Genomic DNA, 18,064 nt, shown 5'->3' with positions numbered 1-18,064 from the left:
TCGATCAACAACGTCTCCCAGCATAGGGAGCATGCGCAAAACGTGCGTCACCCGGAGCTGCCAAGGCTGGGTTTTCTGTCACCCGAAACGGCCAAAATGGTCGGCGCAACGTCTCCTAGCAGGTATCATGTACGGCAAGGCGCAGCATCCGCACGGGAGGCGGAATCGTTCGAGACACGGAGGGAAGATCGAACATGGCGACGCGCGCAGCATGCTTCGCAGGGTATGCGTTTCTCCTGCTTGCCAATATTCTCAGCTACCATGCGACCACCGCATTCGCCAGCGTGCCCGCCTTCGACGGCGACGCCTACAGCACGGTGCTCAGCACGGTCCACGTCGTCGTGTTCGTCGCGGTCGTCCTGCGCTCCCGCAACGCCGTGCGCGAACCGCTGGGGCCGCGGGCGGCCGTCGTCGCCGCCGTGGCGCTGTGCGCGGGATTCGCGTTGGTGCTGGGCGGGTGCCCGATGGGCGCGCAGGCCGCGTTCGTGGCGGGCGCGGCGCTCATCGGCGTGGGGCAAGCGCTGCTCAGCCTGCTGTGGCTGTCGGCGCTGCCGTCGTTCTCCTACCGCACCAGCTACCTGTTCCTACTGGGAAGCCACGCGGGCGCCACCGCGCTGTGCGCGCTCGTGCTGCTGTGCCCGCAGGAGTGGTACATCCCCATCACCGTGGCGTCGTTCCTGGTGGCGTGCGCATGCGCCACCCAGCTGCGCGTCGAGCGGCCGCTCGAGCGCACGTTCTCCGGGCAGATCGCCGACATCGCGCCGCTCGTGGGCAAGGGCGTGCTGGCCGTGGGGCTGTTCGCGCTGCTCAGCGGGTTCGTCACCAGCCTGTCGGGGCAAACCGACGTCGACCCCACGCACATGCAGTACCTCGTGCTGGGCATCTCCGCCTGCGTGCTGGTGATCATGTCGGTGCCCGCGCTGCTGTACCGTCAGCCGTTCAAGCTGGAAGGCAGCTACCGCGTGGCGCTGCCGTTGTCGGCGCTGGGGCTGCTCGTGATGCCGGGCCTCGTGGACGCCATCCCGCCCGCCATCGCCGGCACGCTAGCCACCACGGGCTACATGATGTGCGGCATCGTGCTGGCCTGCACCATCGCCGAGGTGGGGAAAGCGGCGCGCGTGCCCGTCATGCCGCTGTTCGCCGCCAGCGACACGGTGTCGCTGCTGTGCCTGCTGGCGGGGTCGGAAGCGGGCATGCTGAGCCGCGTGTACCTGCCGGGCACGAACGCCGGGTACGCGCTCATCGGGCTGGGCACGCTGTACCTCGTGATGCTGGGGGCGTCGTGGCTGCTGGGGCGCGAGCGCATCCCGCGCGGCATCGATGCCGACGGCGCGCCGCCCGCGAAGCAGGGCGCGGCAGCATCCGAGGCTCGCAGCGCCCAAGCCGTCGCGCCGACAGCCGCGCGCGGCGACGCGGCGACGCCCGGAAATGCGGGCGCGTCCGAGCTCGACCGCATCGCCGCCGCGTACGGACTGAGCGAGCAGGAGACCACCATCTTCAAGCAACTGCTGGAGGGTCGCACCATCGCCCGCATCGCACAGGACCTGTACCTTTCGCCGAGCGCCGTGAAATACCACGCGCAGAAAATCTACCGCGCCTGCGACGTGCACACGCGCGCGGAGCTGTCGGCCCTCATGCGCCAGCCGCGCCTGGCCGACGCCGCCGCTGCCCCCGCCGCCCCCATGGACGCGGGCGCGAGTGCCTTGTCGCCCGATTCGTACGGAAATCGTACCGAAACCGTACGAATCGGGCGACAATCCGCCGCCGAGAACCCGATGCAGCCCCTCGCCGCCTCGCGCGCGAACCCCTGCGCCCGCCTGGCCGCCCAGCACGGCCTCACCGACCGCGAGCGCCAAACGCTCGAGTTGCTCGCGCTCGGCGAGACGGTCGCCGCTATCGCGAGGGCGCTTGACGTATCCGAGAACACCGTGAAGACGTACGCGAAGCGCGTGTACAAGAAGCTCGACGTTCACTCCAAGCAGGACATCATCGACCTCTGCCGCGAGGGGTGAAGCCGGAAGATGCGAGGAGCTCCCGGTCGAGCCGGGAGCCCCTCGTCGTTGCGGTCTTCCGCCCTATTCCCCGAACAGCAGCTTCTCGAACTCGTCGACGGGAACGGGGCGCGAGAATACGTAGCCCTGCAGCATGTCGCATTGCATGGCGCGCAGGCGGCTGGCTTGGCCGGGCTCCTCAACGCCTTCGGCCACGGTCTCCATGTCGAGCTTCTTCGCCAAGCCCACCACCGACTCCACCACGTCCCATTCGCGCTCGCCGACGGCGTCGCCCGCCGAGAAGAACGCGCGGTCGAGCTTCATCGTGTCCACATCCACGTCCTTCAGCACGTTGAGCGACGAGTAGCCGCTGCCGAAATCGTCGAGCGAGCAGCGGTACCCGCGCGCGTGCAGCAGGTCGATCACGCCCATGAACGTCTCGGGGTCCCCGAACACGAGCGTCTCGGTCAGCTCGAACTCGATGAGCGAGGCCGGCACGCCGTACCTCTCGCGAATCCGCTCGTATGGTGCGAGAAACTCCTGGTCGCGCAAGTGCGCACGCGACATGTTTACCGAGATCGGAACCGGCGTCCTGCCCTGTTCGATCCACGACGCAAGCAAAGCGCACACCTGCTCGAACACGCACAGATCCACCTCGATGATAAACCCGTTGCGCTCGAAGAAAGGCACGAACTCGTCGGGCGGCACGAGACCGCGCACCGGGTCGATCCACCGCACGAGCGCCTCGGCGCCGCCGATGACGCCTTCCTCGAGCAGCTGCTTGGGCTGGAAATAGGCAACGAACTCGCCCCGCTCCAGCGCGCCATGCATGCGGTTCTCCATATCCTGCTCCGAAAGCAGGTTCTGGTGATCGATGTCGTCGTAGAACATGCACGTGAAATGCCGAGCATTGGGAGCATTCTTGCCGGCGTTTCGCGCGAAGTTCGCACGATCGCGCATGATGGTCATGGGCAGCCCCGGTTCTTCGATGGGGTACACGCCCACGGTGAACGACAGGAAATACGGACGTTCCGCATCAACGTTGAATTTGTTGACGTCCTGCACCATGCCGTCGATGCGATCGAGCATGACGTCGAAGCGCTCAAGGCGCATGAGCAGGTTGAACGCGTCGGCGCTGATGCGGCCGACGCACTCTTCGCCGCTCAGATGCTCGCCAAGGCACTCGTACACGTAGCGCAGCACCATGTCGCCGCTCTTCGTGCCCTGGATCTCGTTCAGCAGCTTGAACTTTTTGAGGTCGAGCGCCACAAGCGCATACGTACCGCGCGGCGCCTCATCGATGGCGGTGCGCGCGGTGAGGTCGAACCGCGTCTGGTTGAACCCTTCGGTCACCGGATCGACGAATGCCATGCGCTCCAGGTCCGCGTTGGCCCGCTCCAGCGCGTTGCGCGCCTCCACAAGGTCGGTGACGTCGGTCATGGTGGTGTAGGAAAGCTGGTAGCCGTCCACGTATTCGTCGATGAACGTGCTGGCAAGCTTGATCCACTTGAGGTCGCCCGCCGTGGTGTGCACGCCCGTCGTGCAGGTATAGCCGCCGCGGTCGTTCTCCAAAGCGTCCACGACGCACTCGTTCAAGACGGCAAGGAACGACGGGTCGTCCTCGTAGAAGCATACGGGCGAGTTGTGGTACACCGTGGCATATTCCTCCGGCGTGGTGCCCAACATCTCGTAGAAGTAGGAGTTGGCCCATACCAAGGTGAAGCCGTCATCGATCTTATGCTTGCTGACGCTGATGCGCAGCGTGTCCATAAGCACGCCGTACTCATCCTGCGGCGTGGATTCGCTCCCGCCGTTTCGAGAGAGTTTTCGGATATCGCTCATCGCTGCTCCTCTCCGCCCGTAGGCGAGAGGCAATTTTACGCCTTTACCAGCGATTTGGAAGGAGGCGGCGAAGAAAACCACCGCCTCCGCCCCATTATCTTACTGCTTGACCACCAGCACGTCGCAGCGGAGGTTCCTGATAAGGAACGTGGACACGCTGCCCACGAACACGTACTTGATGTTCGACAGCCCGCGCTCGCCGCATACCACGAGGTTCGGCTCGAACGGCTCGATCAGCTCGTGCTCCAGCGTGTCGGCAATGCGGCCCGCGCGCACGGCGATCTCGACCGAGGGGATGTCGGGGTTCTGGCGCGCCTCGGCCAGCACGTCGGCCAACTCGGTTTCGAGGCGCTTCTGGCCCTCGGCGCACAGCGCTTCGAAGTCCACGCCCGAAGCCTCGTAGGGTACCGAGTCGATCACATGGCCGAACATGAGCTTGGCATGGTTGTCCGCCGCGAGCGTGACCGCGCGCTGCGCGACCGCTTCCTGCGTCGACGCGCCGTCGAGCGCGGCGAAGATTCGAGCGTATTCCTGCGCCATGATCGTTCCTTTCCTCGCTTGCATCCTGGCCTCATTGTACCCCAAGCCGTCCGAGAACGAGCCCCGGACGCTAGGACGTAATCAGCAGGATAACGCCCACGCACAGCAGCAGCACGTACGTGAGCTTGAGAAACTTCTCCTGGCTGATCTTCTTTTGCAGCTTGCTGCCCAGGAACGTGGCCAGCACGGCCAAAGGGATGCAGAAGACGATGATCTGGATGACATCGCCCGTGAAGTGGCCCTGTTGGAACGCGATGAGCGCGTACATGAGGTTAAGCGCGGTCCACGTGGCCGACAGCGTGATGCGGAACTGCTGCTGGTCGCGCAGCTTCTGCACCGCGTAGATAACCAGCAGCGCGCCGCCCGACACGAACATGCCCTGGATGAGGCCGGCCAGGGCGAGGATGATCCACAGCGCCCACTCCGGCATGAACTTCTGCTGCGGCATCGCCAGGTTCTTGATGCCGATGATCACGATGACGGCGCCGTAGATCTTCAACAGGATATGCAGCGGCACGAGCGTGTCCAGCCAGATGCCCACGAACATGAACACCACCATGACGCCGAGGATCTTGCCCAACTCGCGCCAGTTCACGTGTTTGATGTTGAGCACGGTCAGCAGGCCGCAGGCGAAAAAGCCCATTGCGTTGAGGATGGACACCGTTGATTCCAAGCCCAGCAGCGTCGTGCCCACCGGCATGGCGAAGATGTTGCCCGCGAACCCCGTGATGGCCTGGACCGTGTAGGCGAAAAAGAACGCGGCCAGGAAAAGCGCTTTTTCCATATATGCTACAATCCTATCTATATGACCAGCGTACAAGTGTAGCACGGCATACACGCCAGAGGACGGAATTGCATGGCGGGATTCACCATCACCATCGCGGGGGACTCGGCGCTCAACCTGGAATTCGCCCACGCGATATCCGCGGAAACGAGCGCCAAAATCCGCATGGCCGCAGAGAACCTTACCGCAGACCCCGTGCACGGGGTCACCGAGCTCGTCCCGACGTTCTGCTCGCTCATGGTGTACTACAACCCCCTCGTCATCACGTTCGACGAGCTGTCCACGAAGCTGCGCTCCAAGCTGCGCGACGTGGGCGAGGCCGATCTGAGCATCCGCAAGATCGTGCCCATCCCCGTGTGCTACGGGGGCGAGTTCGGACCCGACTTGGCGAACGTGGCAGCGCAAGCAGGCCTCACCGAGGACGAGGTCATCGCCATCCATACCGATCGCGACTACCTTATCGACATGCTGGGCTTCCTGCCCGGCTTCGCCTACCTGGGCGGCCTCGACGAGCGCCTGCACACGCCGCGCCTCAGCGTGCCACGCACGCGCATCGAGCCGGGCAGCGTCGGAATAGGCGGCGCGCAGACGGGCATCTACCCGCTGGCCTCCCCAGGAGGCTGGCAGATTATCGGCCGCACGCCGCTCAAGCCCTACGACCCCGATCGCGAGGAGCCCATCCTGTACGCGGCGGGCGAGTACCTGCGCTTCGTGCCCATCACGCCCGACGAGTACACCGCCATCGAAGCGCAGCTGGCCGCGGGAACCTATTCGTACGGCATCTTCGTGGAGGGCGAGTAGCATGGGCCTGGTCGTAAAGAAACCCGGGGTGATCACCACCATCCAGGACACCGGCCGCTTCGGCTACCAGGGAAGCGGCTTTTCCACGAACGGCGTGATGGATCATCGCGCCTTCGCCATTGCGAACCTGCTGGTGGAGAACGATCCGAACGCTCCCGTGCTCGAGTTCGCCCTTGCCGGACCCACGGTGCGTTTCACCACGAACACGTGCATCGCCATCACGGGCGGCGATTTCGCGCCCACGCTCGACGGCGAGCCCGTTCCCTCGTACGCCGCCATCATGGTGCGTCGCGGCTCCATCCTGCGCTTTAAGGCGTCGCGCACCGGATGCTACGGCTACCTGGCCATCGCGGGCAACAGCGTGCGCGTGCCCGAGGTGATGGGAAGCCGCTCGACGAACCTCAAGTGCGAGTTCGGCGGCTGGAAGGGACGCGCGCTTATCATCGGCGACTACCTGCCGTTCTCCACGAAGAGCGTGGACTTCCTCCCCAACCTGGGATCGCACCGCATCGACGGCGACGGCGAGTTCTACGGCTTCGACCGCGACGAGGTGACCGTGCGCGTGGTGCCCGGCCCGCAGCAGGACATGTTCACCGACGAAGGGCTGGCCACGTTCTACGGCCAAGCGTACGCCACCACCACAAAGTGCGACCGCATGGGCTACCGGCTGGACGGCCCGGAAATCGCCACGAAACACGGTTCCGACATCATTTCCGACGGCATCGCGTTCGGCGCCGTGCAGGTGCCGTCCCACGGGCGGCCCATCATCATGCTGGCCGACCGCCAAACAACGGGCGGCTATGCGAAAATCGGCACCATCGCCAGCGTGGACATACCGAAGCTCGTGCAGCGCCCTCCGGGCAGCAAGGTGCGCTTCGAGTCCATCGGCGTGCAAGAGGCTCAGACGCTGCTGCGCCAGGAAGCGCGCCTGTTCGAGATGCTGGCCCTGAAGGTGCGGCGCCCCAGCGCCGACGGCATCTCGCCCCGACGCACGGCGCGCCGCTTGACTCCCATCCTGGAAGAGCAGGCGCGCAAGTCGCAAGCCGACATGCTGTGGATCGATCGCGCCGACCGATCGGAGCGCATCGGCAACCGCAACGCCCTGGGAAGCATCCCGAAGCACCACCGACCATCGGACGCAACCGACACCACCGAACACACGACGACGTAGACGAGAAGATAGTAGACGGGGTTCAGCACCGCCACAGAACCCCGTCGCAAACGTAGGGAGATTGCCATGGATACGAAAGCCATCGAAGAGTTGATCGCCATCATGGACAAGGCCGAGCTCACGGCCTTGCGCGTGGACGACGGCGACACGAAAATCGAGCTGGAGCGCAACCACGGCCCGCTCTCATCAACCGCGCTGCCGCTCATGGCCGACCGCGTGAGCGCGCTTTTGGCCGGCAAGACCGAAAGCCACGAGGCGGCCGCAGTGGAAGACGCCGACGAAAGCTCCATTCTCGTGCGCAGCCCCATGGTGGGCATGTTCTACATCTCGCCGAGCCCGGACGAGGACCCGTTCGTCAAGGTGGGCCAGGAAGTGCTGTCCGGCCAGACGCTGGCCATCGTCGAGGCTATGAAGATGATGAACGAGATCACCACGCCCGCCCCCGGTATCGTGGTGGAGGTGCTCGCCGCCAACGGCACGCAGGTCGAGTACGACCAGCCGCTGTTCCGCGTGGCCACCGCCGCCGGCGAAACGCACTAGGGCGCGCGCCATGTTCGACAAGATACTCATCGCCAACCGCGGCGAGATCGCCGTCCGCATCATCCGCGCCTGCCGCGCGATGGACATCAAGACGGTGGCCGTGTACTCCACAGCCGATAAGCATTCGCTCCACGTGTACCTGGCCGACGAGAGCGTGTGCATCGGACCGCCGGCCGCGCGCGATTCGTACCTGAACATCGCCGCCATCCTCGCCGCGGCGAAGGGCACCGGCGCGCAGGCCATCCATCCCGGCTACGGCTTCCTGTCCGAGAACTCCACGTTCGCGAAGCTGTGCCGCGAGAACGACATCGTGTTCATCGGCCCCGCGCCCGACGTGCTCGACCGCATGGGCAACAAGAGCCAGGCCCGCAAGACCATGATGGAAGCCGGCGTGCCCGTAGTTCCGGGCACGAAGGAGCCCGTGCACCATCCCGACGAGGCGCTGGCGCTGGCGCGTGAGATCGGCTGGCCCATCATGATCAAGGCGTCGTCGGGCGGCGGCGGCAAGGGCATGCGCGTCAGCTACGACGAGCGCGATTTCTCCGAACAGTTCTCCATCGCGCAGCGCGAGAGCGTGGGCGCGTTCGGCGACAACACCATGTACCTGGAGCGCTGCGTGCTCAACCCGCGCCACGTGGAGGTGCAGATCATCGCCGACACGTACGGCACCGTGGTGGCCCTCGGCGAGCGCGACTGCTCGGTGCAGCGCAACCACCAGAAGATGATCGAGGAAAGCCCCTCGCCCGTGCTCACGGAACGCGTGCGCGACGAGATGCTGGAGGCGGCCGTGCGCGCGGCACAGGCCGTGGGCTACACGTCGGCGGGCACCATCGAGTTTTTGCTGGACGACCAGCTGAACTACTACTTCATGGAAATGAACACGCGCATCCAGGTAGAGCACCCCGTCACCGAGATGGTCACGGGCACCGACCTCGTGGAGGAGATGATCCGCGTGGCGGCGGGCGACCCGCTCACGTTCACGCAGGACGACATCACCTATCGCGGCCACGCCATCGAATGCCGCGTGAACGCCGAGCAGCCCGAGCGCGGGTTCCTCCCGTCGCCCGGCACCATCTCGCAGATGCACCTGCCCGGCGGAAACGGCGTGCGCGTGGACACCGCGGCCTACGACGGCTACGAGATCACGCCGTACTACGACTCCATGATCGCCAAGGTGATCGTGCACGGCCGCGACCGCACCGAGGCCATCGCGAAGATGCGCACCGCGCTGGAGGAGATGGTGGTGGTAGGCGTGAAGACGAACCTCGATTTCCAGTACGCCATCATGGAGAACGAGACGTTCGCCGCCGGAACCGCCGACACCAGCTTCATCGAGAAGTTCTTGAAGGGCGAGGTGTAAAAGCGGGAGCGGGGCGCAAAACGAAACTTATGGCAATTTCCGATCTCGTTTTGCGCCCTCAACATCATCGATATCCTCATGCACACGTGGTAGTTGCGCCATGCGACCCGAAAACGCGATATGATTAGCACCACGCAAATGTTTCTGAAACGAACCCGAGGATCATCATGCCCGAACAACTCGACCATGCCTTTGCAGACGCCAACCACCCCATTAGCGAAGACATTGCCAACGAGCTTGAAGCTCAAATATTCTCGGGAAAGCTAAAACCGGGCGATCGCCTTGTGGAGCGCCAACTCGCACAAGACTTCAACGTGTCGCGACAGCCTGTGCGCGACGCATTGAAACTGCTCATGCGGCACGGGCTGATCAGCCAACTTCCCACCCGCGGTGTGGCAGTGGCAAGCCTGCGTCCCAAAGAGCTCAACGACTTATTCGTAGTACGAGAGAGCTTGGAGGCCCTGGCTGCTCGTTTGGCGTGCCAAAACGTGGCGAACGGTGCCGACCCGACCAGGCTCAAGCGCTTGCTTGATGAGAACAAGCGAGCCATCTTGGCACGCGACAACGAAACGGCCTTCCGAACCAATGCAGAGTTTCACGAAGAAGTGCTCGCCCTCGCCGACAACAAGATGCTCACCGACATCCTGAACCCCATCCTCATGCGCATGCATCGACTGTCCGGCGACAAACTGGACTTGTCCACCGTGCATGCCGAGCACGTGGACCTGTACGAGGCCATCACATCCGGCGATCTCAAGATAGCCGACATGTCGGCGCGCAATCACACGTCGTCGTACAAAGACCGCACCAGGAAGAAGCTTTCCGAAAGTGACGAGGACGCAACCGCCTCATAACTCATCGTTCCTTCAACCAGGCGAGCAGGCGACGCATTAATTCTTCGTACGCCGGCGTATCGACCATCTGGTCGTAGTCGTGTCCGCGCGCATCGACAACCCACGTCGTGCAATCGGGAGACAGTGCGCACAGCGCGCGCGATGCCGCAGGGTCGACTTCGTCGTCAAGCGCACACCACGTGGCAAACGTCGGCGGAAGCTCCCGCTCGGAACCATGTTCAAAATCGTAGGCATCCAGCTCGTCCGGCGACACATCGAGCAACGTCCCCATAATACCTTGCTGGCGTGCGAACACGTATAGCAGCAGGCGCTCCATAGCAAGATCGTCGAACACCGGTTTGGTGCGAATAAGACCGAAAGCCACATCTTGCGCAATGGGATGGTCAGCTCGATAGCATTGGTCCGGCTCGAACAAGCGGAGATGCCGCAAGCTCGCATAGCCATAAAATGCAAGGAACGCGCGAGGGAGGCTTCGTTGCGCCTGCTTGAGTCGATCGATAAGCGCCACCCACAGGAACGTCCCCGCCGAACGCCCGAACGCGTAATACGCCTCGCCGTCAATCACTCCTTCGTCCATGAGCTCGATGAGACAGGCGGCCGTCGATTCGACAATGGCAGCAAGGCCGGTTTCCGGTGCCAGAGGATAGCCGATGGAAAGGATATCGAACCCCTCGTTGAGAAACCGGCGAACCGAGCACTCGGGGTAATCTCGCATACTTCCGTACACCATGCCTCCGCCGTGCACATACACAACGGTGCCTCGGCGATCGGAACTCAGAGCGGCCCTCATCACGTAGGGAATTCCTGCAGCCGTTGCACTCGCACCCTCCACGCCTTCCCCCCCCCCTTCTCAGCCGAACACTCCCTGCGCGGCAGCACACAAGCCGAATACCATATCGTAGCCCGACGTCGAACCATGTCGAACAAATGCAAGCAAGTGGCGAGCATCGCGGTACCGCATGAAATCAAGAACGACTTCCGGATACCGCCCATCAAGCGCATGAGAGAGCATCGCGCGACTGAGCGGAGCCATGCCATCGAGAGATCGCTCGATGTTGGCTCTCATACGAGCTTCTGCAGGCAGCCCGCACGCCGCGCAACAGGCGAGCGCCCCCAGAAGATAATCGTCAGTGCTCGGCGTGAGCCCACATCCAAAACCTGATACGTCGACGAAAGGATCGCCTTCGCCCTTGATCGAGCGGGCATGCCGCTTGAGTAACGCAGCCACGGCGGGGTCGCATGCTGCCGCTCGGTAGAGGGATTCGCACGGAGAGAACAAGGCGAGGAAACGACCCATCATTGCACAAGCCTCGCCCAAGAAGCGCTCGCCACCGCGCGGCAGCGACACGTCGAACCTCTCAACGCACTCGCCCGCGAAGAAACGATCGTCTTGCGGAAGCCGATCCACCACGATGCTGTTGGGCCCGGCAAGCCTGCCTTCTGCAAGCACGCTGATCAGCACCCCATCTGTGCCTTCGGCCATAACCGCATGGCGAAACCGGGCGGTTACCGTTAGCGCCATGGGGAGGACAAGGTCATCGCTCGCTCGCATGACACGCATATGCCCTCCCCCTTTCAATCCGAATCCTCTGGTCACGCTTACTGTAAGAACGCCTCTGCCGCTTTCACGAAGCAGGCGATGGGCGCTTTCACAAGACCGGCTCCTACCTGGCCGATGCCGGGATCTTTATGCGCCATACCCGTGGTGATGGTGGGCTCGATGCCCGTTTTGAGCACTTTCAGGACGTCGATGCCCGTTGGCGACCCGCGGAAGTCGAGCGTCGGAAGCTTGAGCAAGTCGTTTTCCGCGTCGGTGATCTCGTACATCTCGTTTGTCGTGGTGATACCATCGGCTACCGTGCCGCCAACCAACTGCACGATTGCCGGAGCCGCTGCAAGGGAGAATCCTCCCATACCGAACGTTTCGGTGATGGACGAGTCGCCGATATCGCGCGCGGCATCCTCCTGCGAATACCCCGGGAAATACAGGCCCTCAGGATAGTTCGCTTCGGCGACGAACCATCGATCGCCAAGGCCGGACACCTTGATGCCGAAGTCCACGCCGTTGCGAGCCATAACCGTGACAATAGTGGAGCCTTCTACTCCCGATGCGGCAAGGGACATCGTTTTTGCCATGGCCATGGTCAGGTTAACGTTGAACATCTCCGTGTTCTCAAGGTGCTCGATGACGCGGTACACATCGTTCGCTGGAGCGTCCACCTGGACAAAGTGCTTCGCAAGTGCCCGAATAAGCAGAGCCGTGGAAGCCTTGTTGCGATTATGGTTATCGTCGCCCATCTGAACAGCCTGCGCCGTGATGCCACGATAATCGATGCCACCTGCTTGCCTGATGGCTTCATCGAGGATGGGGTAGAACACGTCACGCAGCCAGTTCATGCGCGCGATGACGGCTTCGTCGTACGCACCGAAACGCAGGCATTTCCCCTGACCTTCGCATACGTTCGAATACGCCGTCGTGTCGTACGTCACGTTCTCCATGATGAACACCGGCATGTGAGACGTGATGACGCCCGCCATAGGCCCGACGGCCTGGTGCTCGTGATTGGGCGAGAATTCGATAGCACCGGACTCGATGAGCGTCACTGCGCTTTCCGTATCGGTGGCGAGCCCCTCGTAGATGAGAGCACCGATAACCGCGCCTTTCATGGGGCCGCACATGCGTTCCCACTCGATGGGCGGGCCCGCATGGGTAACCAACGTAGCGTGCATACCGGGGATCACGTCTTTCGCCAACGCCATTCCCACCAGTCGCACATCGGAGCGCTGAAACACCTCGAGCACTTTTTCGTTTGCCGCCTCGATCGTCATGGCTACCTACCTTCCCAACAATGCGGCCAACTTGTTGGCCAGATCTTGATTACGTTTGTCTTCCTCGCTGGGAGCGCTCCAGCTCATCTGAATCACCGGAATGTTCTGCGCTTTCAAGTCGTCGTAAAACGCTTCGATTCCGATGTTGACCACCTTCGTTGGTTGGCCGAACAGGCCCTGCACCTTCTTCATCCTTATCGCTCCTTGATTTCCATGGCGCGGCACACCACATCGATTGCCATCTTGTTGCTGGGCGCAACCAAAATTCCCGCCTCTTCGAGCTCGGCGATCACCGAGCTGAGGCACTGCGGATCGGCTTCAGTGCCGATGACGTTTGCCACTACGGGCACGCGGCCGTCAGATGAGTGCAGCAGCTTGATGAAATCCTCGTGGGGACGAGCACTAGCACCGTATCCCAATACGAAATCGAGCAGCACGATGGACGTCTTCTCGTCGTTCAACGCACGTTCGAACGCCTCCGCGCGCAAGGTGGAGTCGATCATCGGATGCGCACGTCCTTCCGTGTACTCGTCTTCGCCGAAATCGATGACCACCTGTGCAGCTTGATCGACGGGATCGACCCCACGAACTCCGGACAAATTCGTGACCACCGCTCCTCCGTGCTGCTTGAAAAGCAACTCCGCCTCGTACGCCAACGTTCCACCCGAGTAATACGCGCGAACGAATCCATCGGGCCTCCCGATAGCTCTGGCAAGTCCCTGCGCCTTGTCCTCAAGCGTTGCGGCACCCCAAAACGGCACAACCGCTTCCCCCTTCGCCAACCCAGCGGCAACGAGGGCGCACTCTTCGAGCGAGCGAGCAAAATGCACGTGCTCGCCCATACCCTCGCTCGGCTCCGCACCAATTAGGTTGAGCACTACCGGCTTGGTCACGCGTTCTCGCACGTACGCGAGAATCTTGTCGGTGATCGCTTCCGACGGCGGTTTCGAGATCAGCACGATCGCCTTCGTGTCATCGTCTTCGTTCAGGGTTGCGAGAGCCTGTAGAAAGGTCAGGCCGCCCACCGCTTCCTTCAAATCTCGTCCACCCGTACCGATATTCTGGGTGATGCCCACCCCGTACGCATCGAGAAGTGCCATCACTTCCTGAGAACCCGTACCAGAAGCCGACACCATGCCCACCGATCCTTCGGAAACGACGTTCGCAAAGCACAGGGGAACGCCATTGATCACCGCGGTTCCGCAGTCGGGGCCCATCACGAGCAAGCCTCGCTCAGCTGCCTCCTCCTTGAGGGCGCGCTCGTCCTCAAGCGAGACGTTGTCGCTGAATAGCATAAGATGCAACCCTGCCGCCAATGCGTCGCGAGCCACTGGCACGGCGTGCGCGCCCGGTACCGATACGATGGCTATGTTCGTGCCGGGTTGCAGCTTCAAGGCCGATTCGAAGGTACGAGGTCGGTAACATGCCCCCTCCTGCGATTCGGCGTTGTGCGCCAACTGCCGCTCCATTTCTTCCACGGCCCGCTCAAGCGCTTCGTCCGTCTCGGCCTCAAGGGAGATGATCAAATCCGAAGCTCCTGCCTGACGACTCTCCTCGCTATCCATTCCCTGACGAGACAGGTTTTCTTTGTTCAGTTCGGTTCCCATGACCACCGACGCCTTGCTCACGCCTTCAACGTCCGCTATAGCCTTTGAAACCAACATGAGCTTCACCGAGTCGTAGTACAAGCCCTTTCGAAGTTCAACTTTCTTGACCACGTTATTCCTCCTGAGTATCGAGACGGACGACGCTGCTGCTACGCCTCTTCGTGCAATTCTTCGAGATTCTTTCCAAACGTTTCGGGCGCGAACAAGGCGAGCACCGCCAACAGCACGTACATCGCGAACACCACGCCGAACAGCACCGGCAGACCAAAGGCCGCATAGATGCTCGTCGCCACAATGGGCATAACCGCCTGGCCCAGCATGCCGCTGTTCACGATAACGCCAGTACCCGTACCGCGTATCTTGGTGGGATAGAGTTCAGGTGCCCATGCCCATACGGTGGTATTGCAGGTGAGAACGAAGAAGTTGAACAGGAAACCGAATACCAGGATGCCCACGAGCGATGTGCCGAACAGCGCGAAACCCAACCCGGACAAACCGGCGAGCACGCCGCACACCGACATGACGATGCGGCGAGGCACGTGCGAGTTAATGTACGACGCCAGCACCGTGCCAAGAACGGCACCACCTTGCATAACGGCCGTGAAACCCAGGCTTCCGGCGATGTCGTATCCGCGCGACACAAGGATGATGGGCATCAGCGTAAGAATGCCAACCTGACCGCCGAAGCTGAGAAACGAACCCAAACCCACGGTGAGCGTATTGCGCAGGTACGTTCCGGAAAAGACAGCAGCGAATTCTTTAAGCATGCTGCCTTTTTTCTGCGGTCGCTCGGCGTCGACGACGTCTTCCGAAAGGTATTCCGTCACCGGACAATCATGCATGAGATGGCCGGAGGCGATACGGGAAAGCGAATGGTTGGCCGACTTGATGTCGCCTTTCGACACGTAATAACGCGGGGTTTCGGGGATGTACCGACGAATCACGAATACGAGCAGCGCCGGAATAGCGAGCAAGCCGTAGTACCAGCGCCATGCCATCGCATCGCCGCCCAGCAGCGGAGCGAGCGTGCCCATGATCAGCGAGCCGAACAGGAAGGCGAGCACGTTACCCAAGCCGCCCGCTCCGAAGTTGAACAGGGACACTGCGCGCCCGCGCCACGAGGTAGGCGTCAACTCGGACAACAACGGCAAAGCGATGGTCAGCTCGCCGCCGAGGCCGAGGCCCACGATCATTCGACCTGCAAGCAGCACCTCGTAGCCAGGAGCAAAGGCGCAGATCAGGCCACCTAACGTGTAAATCGCCAAGTTATAATTGAACATCGTCTTGCGACCGTAGCGGTCTGCCAGCGCACCGGTTGCCAAGCCGCCGATTACCATCGAGAGGAATGTGACGGTGGCAACCAAACCCACCTGGCTATCGCTGAGCCCCCACACCAGCTGCAGCGAAGGACCCGTGATCGACGCCGCATTCTGTTCGAACACGTCGAAAAAGCCACCTGCCAAAACCAGACCGAGAATGGTCCAATGGGCTTTGGTAAGCCCGATGCCATCGAGGGCATCGCCAACGGTGCGGTACTTCCCCTTCGACGGTGTCGCGTTCTGCATGGACATGAATACCTCCTTAAATACCGATACAGGTATGAACATGCGCTTCGACCACCACCATCCTTTCCGCGCTTGGTTTTTTGCTGCATCCCCAACGCATTCGGTATGCCAACTACTTGATTATCAAGGTCATATTTCAAGTTTTGGTATCCCAAATATGCCGTCATTATAGGAGCTTCCTTTGTCAATGGTGGTTTTTTTGGTATCCCAAATTGCTTTTGTGCACCTGCACGGGAAAATGCGCTTGCGGAAAAAGATCCTGCAAGAAGCACACGTACGCGCAGAGCGTGCGATAATGTCAGCACGTGACGGAAAGGAGATCGTATGACGAACGACGTTGTTCCCGCCAAGCCCGAAGGCGTTGCCGACGAGGTTTGGGCCCAGATGCTTGCCGCGTCGCCGGTGGAGGCGCGTCGGCTGATCCGCTCGGGCGCGTTCACGGCGCCGACGAGCGGCCTGTGTCCCGGCTACGCGCAGGCGAACCTCATCGTGCTGCCCCGCGAGCAGGCCTACGACTTCCTGCTGTTCGCGCAGCGCAACCCCAAGCCCTGCCCGCTGCTTGAAGTGACCGAGGTGGGCGCGCGCGAGGCCACCATCTGCGCCATCGATTGCGACATCGCCACCGACTTCCCACGCTATCGCATCTACGAGCACGGCCAGCTAGTGGCCGAGGTGGAGAACGTCGAGGACTACTGGCGCGACGACCTGGTGTCGTTCGTCATCGGCTGCTCGTTCTCGTTCGAGAGCGAGCTCATCGAGGCCGGCATCGAGATCCGCCACAACACCATGGGCTGCAACGTGCCCATGTACCTCACCGGCGTGCCATGCACGCCCGCCGGCAGCATGTCCGGCAACATGGTCATGTCGATGCGCCCCATCCCCTACGACCAGGTGGTAAAGGCGGTGCGGATCTCCGGCGCCATCCCAAAGGTGCACGGCGCGCCCATCCACATCGGCGACCCCGCGGCCATCGGCGTGCACGACATCGCGCATCCCGAGTTCGGCGACCCCGTGGACATCCGCGACGGCGAGGTGCCCGTGTTCTGGGCCTGCGGCGTGACGCCCCAGTCCATCGTCATGAACAGCAAGCCCCCCTTCGCCATCACCCACGCCCCGGGCTGCATGCTCATCACGGATACGAAGAACGTGGACCTGAAGGAATAAGGTCGCACCTGGACGCGATGCTGGTTGGAACACGCGTTCCAACCAGCATCGCGATCACGAAAATTCGAACGAGTGTTTCACGTGAAACACTCGCACGCAACCCAATACAATGGACGCTGTCTGACAGACTGACCTGACGCATGACGACCAACGTGCCATCGAGGACACAGCGAAAGCACGTGAAGTATTCGCGGCGTGTCGGCCGTTGCTCTACAATAGGGGTCAAACCACGCAGGAAAGAAGGGTGTTATGTATCGCATCGACTTGAACAGCGATCTGGGCGAGAGCTTCGGGCGCTATACGCTGGGCCTCGACGACCAGATCATCCCGCTCGTCTCAAGCGCGAACATCGCGTGCGGGCAGCATGCGGGCGACCCCGTCGTGATGCGCAAGACGGTGGGCATGGCGAAGGACGCGGGCATCGCCATCGGCGCGCATCCGGGCTACCCCGACCTGCAAGGGTTCGGTCGACGCGATATGCACCTATCGCCGGACGAGGCGTACTCCTACATGCTGTACCAGATCGGTGCGCTGCAAGCGTTCTGCTCGGCGCAGGGCGTGCAGCTCGCGCACGTGAAGCCGCACGGCCAGTTGTACAACCATGCGGCCGTCGACCCTGAGCTAGCGGCCGCGCTGGCACAGGCCGTCCGCGACGTGGACCCGCAACTCGTGCTGGTGGGCCTTGCAAACAGCGCGCTGGTGGACGAAGGCCGCAAGCTGGGCCTGATCACGGCCGAGGAGTTCTTCGCGGACCGCAACTACACCGACGAAGGGCGCCTGGTTAGCCGCAACGACCCCGCCGCGCTCATCCGCGACGAAGAGCACGCCATCGAGCGCGTGAAGAACGCCATCCGCGAAGGAGCTGTGCTGTCCGTCACGGGCAAGCTGGTGGATCTTCACCCCGACACGCTGTGCGTGCACGGCGACTCCCCCACCGCGCTCGCCTTCGTCAGCCGCATCCGTCAGGAGCTCGAGCAAGACGACATCGCCATCAAAGCGGTGGGCGCGGAGTAGGC

General features: G+C 62.4%; 17 protein-coding genes. 8 read left to right on the top strand and 9 right to left on the bottom strand.

Going from position 1 to position 18,064, the window contains the following annotated elements; all coding sequences use genetic code 11:
* Window positions 1-194: 194 nt before the first annotated feature.
* Entirely contained in the window at window positions 195-2,012 is a 1,818-nt protein-coding gene (locus C1A15_RS03410; protein WP_101721266.1) for a LuxR C-terminal-related transcriptional regulator, read from the top strand.
* A 63-nt stretch (window positions 2,013-2,075) separates the two neighbouring features.
* Here C1A15_RS03410 and C1A15_RS03405 read toward each other — a convergent pair whose 3' ends face one another.
* From C1A15_RS03405 to C1A15_RS03395, 3 genes are all read right to left on the bottom strand, one after another.
* On the bottom strand, window positions 2,076-3,833 hold the full coding sequence (locus C1A15_RS03405) for a putative bifunctional diguanylate cyclase/phosphodiesterase (RefSeq protein ID WP_101721265.1): 1,758 nt from the start codon (window positions 3,831-3,833) through the stop codon (window positions 2,076-2,078).
* A 99-nt stretch (window positions 3,834-3,932) separates the two neighbouring features.
* On the bottom strand, window positions 3,933-4,373 hold the full coding sequence (locus C1A15_RS03400) for a universal stress protein (protein ID WP_101721264.1): 441 nt from the start codon (window positions 4,371-4,373) through the stop codon (window positions 3,933-3,935).
* A gap of 70 nt (window positions 4,374-4,443) precedes the next feature.
* Entirely contained in the window at window positions 4,444-5,157 is a 714-nt protein-coding gene (locus C1A15_RS03395; RefSeq protein WP_101721263.1) for a sulfite exporter TauE/SafE family protein, read from the bottom strand.
* Between the two features lie 72 nt (window positions 5,158-5,229).
* Between C1A15_RS03395 and pxpB the strand changes: the two genes are divergently transcribed.
* The 5 genes from pxpB to C1A15_RS03370 all read left to right on the top strand — a co-directional run bounded on the left by pxpB (window position 5,230) and on the right by C1A15_RS03370 (window position 9,883).
* Window positions 5,230-5,958, top strand: a complete 729-nt coding sequence (pxpB, locus tag C1A15_RS03390) for a 5-oxoprolinase subunit PxpB (RefSeq protein ID WP_101721262.1) — start codon at window positions 5,230-5,232, stop codon at window positions 5,956-5,958.
* Between the two features lies 1 nt (window position 5,959).
* Window positions 5,960-7,129 (top strand): 5-oxoprolinase subunit C family protein, encoded by a 1,170-nt coding sequence (locus C1A15_RS03385; protein WP_101721261.1) that lies wholly within the window; start codon window positions 5,960-5,962, stop codon window positions 7,127-7,129.
* Window positions 7,130-7,195: 66 nt separating this feature from the next.
* A complete protein-coding gene (gene accB / locus C1A15_RS03380; protein ID WP_101721260.1) occupies window positions 7,196-7,669 on the top strand; it encodes an acetyl-CoA carboxylase biotin carboxyl carrier protein in 474 nt (157 codons plus the stop codon).
* 10 nt (window positions 7,670-7,679) lie between these two features.
* On the top strand, window positions 7,680-9,029 hold the full coding sequence (gene accC / locus C1A15_RS03375; protein ID WP_101721259.1) for an acetyl-CoA carboxylase biotin carboxylase subunit: 1,350 nt from the start codon (window positions 7,680-7,682) through the stop codon (window positions 9,027-9,029).
* Between the two features lie 167 nt (window positions 9,030-9,196).
* Window positions 9,197-9,883, top strand: coding sequence for a GntR family transcriptional regulator (locus C1A15_RS03370; RefSeq protein ID WP_101721258.1), 687 nt, complete (start codon window positions 9,197-9,199; stop codon window positions 9,881-9,883).
* 1 nt (window position 9,884) lies between these two features.
* Here the strand turns inward: C1A15_RS03370 and C1A15_RS03365 are convergent, their stop codons facing one another.
* The 6 genes from C1A15_RS03365 to C1A15_RS03345 are packed head-to-tail and all read right to left on the bottom strand — an operon-like array spanning window position 9,885 to window position 15,890.
* A complete protein-coding gene (locus C1A15_RS03365) occupies window positions 9,885-10,673 on the bottom strand; it encodes an alpha/beta hydrolase (protein ID WP_101721257.1) in 789 nt (262 codons plus the stop codon).
* Window positions 10,674-10,733: 60 nt separating this feature from the next.
* Window positions 10,734-11,444, bottom strand: coding sequence for an oxamate carbamoyltransferase subunit AllH family protein (locus tag C1A15_RS03360; RefSeq protein WP_101721256.1), 711 nt, complete (start codon window positions 11,442-11,444; stop codon window positions 10,734-10,736).
* A gap of 38 nt (window positions 11,445-11,482) precedes the next feature.
* Complete coding sequence (locus C1A15_RS03355) at window positions 11,483-12,712, bottom strand: YlbE family protein (RefSeq protein ID WP_218958745.1); 1,230 nt, start codon at window positions 12,710-12,712, stop codon at window positions 11,483-11,485.
* 6 nt (window positions 12,713-12,718) lie between these two features.
* Window positions 12,719-12,904, bottom strand: a complete 186-nt coding sequence (locus C1A15_RS17105) for a hypothetical protein (RefSeq protein WP_218958744.1) — start codon at window positions 12,902-12,904, stop codon at window positions 12,719-12,721.
* Between the two features lie 2 nt (window positions 12,905-12,906).
* Window positions 12,907-14,430 (bottom strand): acyl-CoA synthetase FdrA, encoded by a 1,524-nt coding sequence (gene fdrA / locus C1A15_RS03350; RefSeq protein ID WP_101721255.1) that lies wholly within the window; start codon window positions 14,428-14,430, stop codon window positions 12,907-12,909.
* 38 nt (window positions 14,431-14,468) lie between these two features.
* Window positions 14,469-15,890 (bottom strand): MFS transporter, encoded by a 1,422-nt coding sequence (locus C1A15_RS03345; protein ID WP_180952979.1) that lies wholly within the window; start codon window positions 15,888-15,890, stop codon window positions 14,469-14,471.
* 318 nt (window positions 15,891-16,208) lie between these two features.
* Here C1A15_RS03345 and C1A15_RS03340 point away from each other — a divergent pair, with 318 nt between their 5' ends.
* Together C1A15_RS03340 and C1A15_RS03335 are read left to right on the top strand one after the other, a co-directional pair.
* The gene (locus C1A15_RS03340; protein WP_101721253.1) at window positions 16,209-17,048 is read left to right on the top strand and encodes a putative hydro-lyase; all 840 of its coding nucleotides are present in this window, start codon (window positions 16,209-16,211) and stop codon (window positions 17,046-17,048) included.
* Between the two features lie 249 nt (window positions 17,049-17,297).
* Window positions 17,298-18,062, top strand: coding sequence for a LamB/YcsF family protein (locus C1A15_RS03335; protein ID WP_101721252.1), 765 nt, complete (start codon window positions 17,298-17,300; stop codon window positions 18,060-18,062).
* The last annotated feature ends 2 nt before the right edge of the window (window positions 18,063-18,064 follow it).

The organism is Eggerthella timonensis, assembly GCF_900184265.1.
GTDB classification, from domain to species: domain Bacteria; phylum Actinomycetota; class Coriobacteriia; order Coriobacteriales; family Eggerthellaceae; genus Eggerthella; species Eggerthella timonensis.
Note: the sequence above shows the minus strand (reverse complement) of the source record. Positions and strands in the feature narration are given on the sequence as shown.